Source organism: Corynebacterium sp. HMSC061H03 (genome assembly GCF_001838215.1).
GTDB classification, from domain to species: Bacteria; Actinomycetota; Actinomycetes; order Mycobacteriales; family Mycobacteriaceae; genus Corynebacterium; species Corynebacterium jeikeium_D.
This window is the reverse complement of record NZ_KV836077.1, coordinates 1-6943: the sequence shown is the minus strand read 5'-3', so window position 1 is coordinate 6943 and position 6943 is coordinate 1. Positions and strand designations below refer to the sequence as shown.

General features: G+C 60.0%; 8 protein-coding genes and 1 pseudogene. 5 read left to right on the top strand and 4 right to left on the bottom strand.

The features are described from left to right. Positions 1–42 precede the first annotated feature (42 nt). Positions 43–1332: an adenylosuccinate synthase gene (locus HMPREF2787_RS07920; RefSeq protein ID WP_016421542.1), complete on the bottom strand. Its 1290-nt coding sequence runs from the start codon at positions 1330–1332 to the stop codon at positions 43–45. 51 nt (positions 1333–1383) lie between these two features. Between HMPREF2787_RS07920 and HMPREF2787_RS07915 the strand changes: the two genes are divergently transcribed. The 5 genes and pseudogenes from HMPREF2787_RS07915 to HMPREF2787_RS10915 form a co-directional block, all read left to right on the top strand. After that, positions 1384–2328 (top strand): hypothetical protein, encoded by a 945-nt coding sequence (locus HMPREF2787_RS07915; protein ID WP_246824247.1) that lies wholly within the window; start codon positions 1384–1386, stop codon positions 2326–2328. 133 nt (positions 2329–2461) lie between these two features. Further along, on the top strand, positions 2462–3154 hold the full coding sequence (locus HMPREF2787_RS07910; RefSeq protein ID WP_070858949.1) for a DUF1707 SHOCT-like domain-containing protein: 693 nt from the start codon (positions 2462–2464) through the stop codon (positions 3152–3154). Between the two features lie 276 nt (positions 3155–3430). Further along, on the top strand, positions 3431–3484 hold the full coding sequence (locus HMPREF2787_RS11425) for a chloramphenicol resistance leader peptide (protein WP_011113070.1): 54 nt from the start codon (positions 3431–3433) through the stop codon (positions 3482–3484). A gap of 21 nt (positions 3485–3505) precedes the next feature. Further along, positions 3506–4681, top strand: a complete 1176-nt coding sequence (gene cmx, locus HMPREF2787_RS07905) for a chloramphenicol efflux MFS transporter Cmx (protein WP_005297378.1) — start codon at positions 3506–3508, stop codon at positions 4679–4681. Further along, positions 4681–4779 (top strand): annotated as a pseudogene (locus HMPREF2787_RS10915) (IS481 family transposase); the annotation flags it as partial. The gene cmx and the pseudogene HMPREF2787_RS10915, both read left to right, overlap by 1 nt. A gap of 105 nt (positions 4780–4884) precedes the next feature. Here HMPREF2787_RS10915 and HMPREF2787_RS07900 read toward each other — a convergent pair. From HMPREF2787_RS07900 to HMPREF2787_RS07890, 3 genes are all read right to left on the bottom strand, one after another. Continuing rightward, positions 4885–5721 (bottom strand): aminoglycoside O-phosphotransferase APH(6)-Id, encoded by an 837-nt coding sequence (locus tag HMPREF2787_RS07900; RefSeq protein WP_000480968.1) that lies wholly within the window; start codon positions 5719–5721, stop codon positions 4885–4887. Next, entirely contained in the window at positions 5721–6524 is an 804-nt protein-coding gene (gene aph(3'')-Ib, locus HMPREF2787_RS07895) for an aminoglycoside O-phosphotransferase APH(3'')-Ib (RefSeq protein WP_070858948.1), read from the bottom strand. The genes HMPREF2787_RS07900 and aph(3'')-Ib overlap by 1 nt, the downstream gene beginning before the upstream one ends. 65 nt (positions 6525–6589) lie before the next feature. Continuing rightward, positions 6590–6943: recombinase family protein (locus HMPREF2787_RS07890; protein WP_141752001.1), on the bottom strand; the 354-nt coding region annotated here is incomplete at its 5' end.

Below are 6943 nucleotides of genomic sequence, written 5' to 3'. Positions count from 1 at the left end.
CCCCCCCCCCCAGGCTAAGTACCCAGCGCTAGTTGCCCAGCGCTAGTTGTCCAGCACATCGTGGACAACGATGGTCTGGTCACGACCCGGGCCAACACCGATGTAGGAAATGCGAGCGCCGGAGAGCTCCTCCAGGCGGTTCAGGTAATCCTTGGCCTTGTCCGGCAGCTCATCGAAGGTGCGGCAGCCAGTGATGTCTTCGTCCCATGCAGGCATGGTCTCGTAAATCGGGACAGCGTGGTGGAACTCCGACTGGGTGAGTGGCATTTCGTCGTGACGCACGCCATCAACGTCGTAAGCGACACAAATCGGAATCTCGCCGATACCAGTCAGGACATCCAGCTTGGTGATGAACAGATCCGTGAAACCGTTGACGCGCGCGGCGTAGCGAGCCAGCACCGAGTCGTACCAACCACAGCGGCGCTTACGGCCGGTGTTGACTCCGACCTCACCGCCGGTGGTCTGCAGGTACTCGCCCCACTTGTCGAACAGCTCCGTCGGGAACGGGCCAGCACCGACGCGGGTGGTGTAGGCCTTCATGATGCCCAGCACCGAAGTGATCTTCGTCGGGCCGATGCCGGTGCCCACGCAGGCACCACCAGCGGTTGGGTTCGAGGAGGTCACGAACGGGTAGGTGCCGTGGTCGACGTCGAGCATGGTGGCCTGGCCGCCCTCCATGAGGACGTGCTTGCCGGCATCCAAAGCCTGATTGAGCTCAAACTCCGAGTCGATAATCATCGGGCGCAGACGATCGGCGAAGCCCATGAAGTAATCAAAGACTTCATCCGGGTCGATAGCGCGGCGGTTGTACAGCTTGACCAGAATCTGGTTCTTCTGAGCCAGCGAAGACTCAATCTTCTGGCGCAGAATCGACTCATCCAGAATGTCCTGGACACGCAAGCCCGTACGGCCGACCTTGTCGGCATACGTCGGGCCGATACCGCGGCCAGTGGTGCCGATAGCGCGCTTACCCAGGAAGCGCTCGGTCACGCGATCCAGTGTCTGGTGGTACGGAGCAACCATGTGGGCATTGCCCGAAACGCGCAGGCGGGACGCCTTTGCACCGCGAGCTTCGAGGCCATCAATCTCGTCGAAAAGCGCCTCGAGGTTGACCACACAGCCGTTACCGATAATCGGCACAGCGTTTTCCGACAGCACACCCGCCGGAAGCAGCTTCAGCTCGTACTTCTCACCGCCAACGACAACGGTGTGGCCGGCGTTATTGCCACCGTTGGGCTTGACGACGTAGTCGACGCGGCCACCGAGAATATCGGTTGCTTTGCCCTTGCCCTCGTCGCCCCACTGGGCACCGACGATAATGATTGCGGCCATAGTCCTACTTCAACTCCTGGGATTGCAGACGACGCATTAGAGTGTAGTCCTATGCGTATTGTTGTGCTGCAGTGTGGCCCCGATGTACCCGCGTTTTCCCAATTGCTCCGCCAATCATGGTCTACATCAGCACCGTCCACACCATCAGCACCAGCTACTCCGGCACCACCCGCCTATGCGCTTCACGACGTCGCGATGATCCCCACCCGCAAGGAGCTGGCTTTCATCGACGACCTGGCCAAGGACGTACTGCCTGTCGATACAGCTCCGACGCCGGAGGAAATCTCCAAGCAGAAAAAAGTCGACCACTTAGGCGCTCCGCAACCCGCTCCGCAAAAGCCGAGCGAGCCGTTACGAATTGTGGTCGTTGGCACCGACGCGGCACTGGCTACCGTGGCAACCTACCTGATGCGCAAGAACCTCCTGTGGATTGAAGTGGCACATGTCCCCACCGCGCCCTCGACCGCGGCCAAAAACTGGGGCATCGATGGAGGGGAAGGGCTCGATGCGGCGGCCGCGCTCACGCGCCCGACGACGCCAGTGCCGCTGATTCGCGATGACACCGGGCACGCAATTGTTGGTTACGCCCTACTGACAGAGCCGGGAATTACCGGAGTGTCCTCGGCAAACGGGTTTACTGGCGAGGTCTATGTCGACGAGCATCAGATGTTCTCCGGCACATCCACCGGCCTGCAGATTCGCCCTACCCCCGACGCCCCGGGCATCGTTGCGGCCGAAGTTCCGGCTCCGGAAGCGGAAATCGGTAACGAGGGTGAGGGCGACAAAGGCCTGCTGAGCCGACTCGGATTGGGGCGCGGTGGCCGTCGTAAAGCGAAAGAAGCCCCGGCCCGCGAGCTACACCGTCCGATGACGGGTCGGGCAGTTCAAGTTGGTGGCCTGGGCTTCCGATATGTGCGCGATGGAGTCGAGTCTCGAAAGCCGCGAGAGAAGACAACTCTGTACCGACACCTTCGCGACTTGCAGATTGTGCACTAACTGCGGCGGGCAATAGCCACGGTCTGCCCATGAGAAAGTGGCTTGCGCGAAAGCGGCCTGCGCGAAAGTTCGAGTACAGATAACATTTGGGTGTTAAAGCCACTGCCCGCCACTGCCTCGATAGGACAGCATCATGACCGACAACACCCCACGGCTACGCGCTGGCGACCAAGCCCGCCACACTGCGCTGAAACGCTTGGAATGGGCATTCCGCGATGGCCAGATTGACTTTGCGGAATTGCAGGAGCGCACCGAGAAAGCCCAAAAGGCGACGTACATCGATGAGTTGCCCGCATTGACACAGGACTTGTCGCTGCCCGCGAACCTGGCCGAGCCGACTCCACATGCACACCCAAACCCTAACCTGCGCCCGAACCTACACAGCGTCCCGGACGAGCACCATTCGGTGGCACCGAATGCAGCCAACAATCATCAACCAGCTCGGATTGATAGCTCCGCCGCGGCAACTGGTTCGAAGCTCTCCATCGGCATCTTCGGCGGCACCGACAAGAGAGGCCCTTGGACGTGCGCTCCCACGCACACCACGGTGGCGGCCTTCGGCGGGACCGGCTTGGATTTCCGCGAGGCCATCCTGACCGCGGAAACCACTGTCGTCAACATTGGCTGCGCCTTCGGTGGAGTCGACGTCATTGTCCCCGACCACTACCAAGTTGATGTCGACGTGCTGCCCATCTTCGGCGGCACGGATGTTACTGGAAAGCCGGGACGTCACCTTCCAGCTCCTGGCGCAGGCCAGGCTCCGAAGATTATTGTGCGCGGCTTCGTCGCTTTCGGTGGCGTCGAGGTCAAGCGCGTACCGCACTAGAGCATGCTGCAGTAGCACGTGGGCAGTAGCATGTGCGCCGGAGCACGTGGGCAGTAACCGACTGGCGCCTAGCTGTGATGTCCAGGGACGTTGTTCTGGCCCCCGCCCGTAATGACACCGTGCCGATTCAAGAAGTATCTGTCCAGACCGCTTGCCATTGAAGGCATGTTAGAGTTTGGGGCATGTCGAGTCCCGAATCAGACAGGTCAGGGGTTGTCGGTCACACCGCCAGCCCCTTGAACCACTAGTTACGACGCCCACGATCTGTGTGGGCGTATGTCTGGCGTACCCGGGGCGCTGGCCGTGGTGACAAGAAGAACCATTTCTTGATCTCACACCTCGGAGTACTCGATGCCTTTTGCCCTCTACATGCTTGCCCTGGCGGTCTTCGTCATGGGCACTTCAGAATTCATGCTCGCGGGATTGCTCCCCGCGATCGCGACCGAACTTGACGTCTCGGTCGGCACTGCGGGCCTGCTGACCTCCGCATTCGCAGTCGGTATGGTCGTCGGCGCGCCAGTGATGGCGGCATTCGCTCGCCGTTGGCCACCGCGGCTCACATTGATCGTTTGCCTTCTCGTGTTCGCGGGAAGCCACGTCATCGGAGCGATGACACCAGTGTTCTCTCTCCTGCTCATCACCCGGGTGCTCAGCGCTCTCGCAAACGCAGGATTCCTCGCCGTAGCACTGAGCACGGCCACTACCCTCGTGCCAGCGAACCAGAAGGGGCGTGCACTGTCGATCCTGCTCTCCGGCACGACGATCGCAACCGTCGTGGGCGTCCCCGCCGGGGCACTGCTCGGCACAGCGCTGGGCTGGCGAACGACGTTCTGGGCGATCGCCATCCTCTGTATTCCCGCGGCCGTTGGAGTCATTCGTGGCGTCACGAACAATGTTGGTCGGAGCGAGACTAGCGCGACCTCACCAAGGCTCCGTGTCGAGCTCAGCCAGTTGGCGACGCCGCGGCTCATCCTGGCCATGGCACTCGGAGCGCTGATCAACGGAGGGACCTTTGCGGCATTCACCTTCCTGGCACCCATCGTGACCGAGACCGCGGGCTTGGCCGAAGCGTGGGTGTCCGTCGCGCTGGTGATGTTCGGCATCGGATCGTTCCTTGGCGTCACGATCGCAGGACGACTATCAGATCAACGACCTGGCCTCGTGCTCGCAGTCGGCGGACCGCTATTGCTGACAGGCTGGATCGTGTTGGCAGTGGTCGCATCTCATCCCGTTGCGCTTATCGTCCTCGTCCTCGTTCAGGGATTCCTGTCGTTCGGCGTCGGCAGTACTCTGATCACGCGTGTGCTGTATGCAGCATCGGGTGCGCCAACGATGGGCGGTTCGTACGCAACCGCAGCATTGAATATCGGAGCTGCAGCGGGGCCCGTGCTTGGTGCGCTCGGGCTCGCGACCGGGCTGGGGCTGCTCGCGCCGGTTTGGGTCGCTTCGGTGCTGACAGCGATCGCTCTCGTCATCATGCTTCTCACCAGACGCGCGCTTACGAAGACCGCGGCGGAGGCCAATTGATGACCCATCCGAACGCTCTTCTCACTCCTCGTGCCCGTCTCCGGTTAGCTCGGCTGATTGTCGAAGACGGCTATCCGGCCACGATCGCCGCAAAGATGGGGTCGTTTGCGGGAGAGGGCGAAATCCTACGCTAAGGCTTTGGCCAACGATATTCTCCGGTAAGATTGATGTGTTCCCAGGGGATAGGAGAAGTCGCTTGATATCTAGTATGACGTCTGTCGCACCTGCTTGATCGCGGCCGCGATAGCTAGATCGCGTTGCTCCTCTTCTCCATCCGCGTTCCAAGCTGCGGAAAGGCACCCATAAGCGTACGCCTGGTCGAGCAGGCGACGCGGATCGACGTCCAGCGCACGAGAGAATGCGTCCGCCATCTGTGCAATGCGTCTAGGATCGAGACAAAGGTCGTCTCTGTCAGCCGGATCGTAGAACATATTGGCGGCGCCAAAGCCCACTTCACCGACCAGACCGACGGGATCTATCACCAGCCAGCCGCGACTGGAGAACATGATGTTTTCATGATGCAGATCGCCATGTAGCCCACGCAGTTCCGAGGCATTGCTCATCATTTGATCGGCTATAATCGCCGCGTGGACGTAGTCAGTTTGACAACCTGCGTTTTGATCATCGCGCGCCCGCTGAAACAAAGCTGCAAAGCGATCCCGGATCGGGAGAAGGGCAGAAGGCAGGGGTTCCTCAGATGCGGCATACAGCTTCGCCATTAGTTCCGCTGCAATTTCGGTCGCCTGGTAGTCGCCGTGCTCGGCAACGATGTGAGAGAGCATTCGCTCCCCGGCATATTCGAGCAACATCAGATTGTTCTCACGACCGAGCAACCGGACTGCTCCCCTCCCATTGCGCCATACCAGATAGTCGGCCCCGCGCAGTTCATCAGCAATGTCTTCTATAGGTTTCAATCCCTTGACGATTGCAGGAGTCCCGTCTGGCAATGAAACTTTCCAAACGAGGCTGGAAAAGGTGTCCGCAATGAGAACAGGTTGCGAAACGTGCCAATGAGCAGGAAAAACAGGCGGCATGAACATCAACCCCAAGTCAGAGGGTCCAATCGCAGATAGAAGGCAAGGCGTTCGCGGTCGGGGGCTTCGATCCCCAATACATTGAATAGGACAGCGAAGGCGCGCTCTGCTTCATCTGGCGCTGCCCAGTTCTCTTCGGCGTTAGCAATCATGAGTGCCAAATCGGCATAGCGATCTGCTGTTCCGAGCCGCCCAAGGTCGATCAGACCCGTGCATTGAAGAGTTTTAGGGTCCACCATGAAGTTCGGCATGCAGGGATCACCATGGCAAACAACCATATCGGTGCGCTCTTGGTCGAGCCGCACCGGTAGCTCTCGTTCGACACGAGCCAAAAGATCGAGCTGCGGCGTACTCTTGTCCTCGTCCGGTAAGAAGTCGGGATTGACGGCATTGCGGGACACCACATCAACGGCGCGTCCGAACATTCGCGACAGCCTGCGCTCAAACGGACATTGATCAACCGATAGGCTGTGAACAGCGCCAAGTTGCTGCCCCATTGACGGCCACGCTTTGAGCAAATCCGCTCCAGACAGATCAGCCGCCGGTACTCCCGGAATTGCCGTTATCACCAAGCATGCACCCTCCTGTTCCTCCTGCCAGTTGATCACCTCGGGGCAAGCCACACCTCGACCTTTGAGCCAAATGAGGCGGTCACGCTCTCCAGCGAGCTCACCGCGGCGGGAAGCAGGTGCGATTTTCGCGAAGGCATGCCCGTCACCACGTCGAAAAACAAAATCACCAGATTCTCCGCCTCTGACAGGCAACCAGTCAGAATGCGATTCACCAAAAAAAAAATTAGTTCGATTCAATGGAGGTTCCTTCAGTTTTCTGATGAAGCGCGGAGGTGGCTCAACCTGCGAAAAGAAACGAGTTGCTACGTAAGTCCGAGAACATGCTTTCCATGGTCTCTGAGCTCGCCTTTGGGACCGACATATCGGTAGAGAGTGACGCGCTCGATGCCGAGTTCCTTGCAGAGATCGGAAACTGAAGTATCGCGCTGGGCCATGGCGGCTTGCGCGAGACGCACCTGAGCTTTGGTGAGCGCGAATTTTCGTCCGCCCTTGCGACCGCGCGCTCTCGCGGAGGCGAGACCCGCCATGGTGCGCTCTCGGATCAGATCCCGCTCGAACTCGGCCAAGGTGGCGAAGATTCCGAACACCATGCGACCGGACGCAGTCGTGGTGTCGATCTGAGCGGGCACTGTTGCAAAGTTAGCGATGAGGCAGCC

Excerpts from the sequence above, each read along its gene's own strand:
- HMPREF2787_RS07915 (WP_246824247.1), top strand. The coding sequence starts at position 1,384 with ATGCGTATTGTTGTGCTGCAGTGTGGCCCCGATGTACCCGCGTTTTCC.
- cmx (WP_005297378.1), top strand. The coding sequence starts at position 3,506 with ATGCCTTTTGCCCTCTACATGCTTGCCCTGGCGGTCTTCGTCATGGGC.
- HMPREF2787_RS07900 (WP_000480968.1), bottom strand. The coding sequence starts at position 5,721 with ATGTTCATGCCGCCTGTTTTTCCTGCTCATTGGCACGTTTCGCAACCT.
- HMPREF2787_RS07910 (WP_070858949.1), top strand. The coding sequence starts at position 2,462 with ATGACCGACAACACCCCACGGCTACGCGCTGGCGACCAAGCCCGCCAC.
- HMPREF2787_RS07920 (WP_016421542.1), bottom strand. The coding sequence starts at position 1,332 with ATGGCCGCAATCATTATCGTCGGTGCCCAGTGGGGCGACGAGGGCAAG.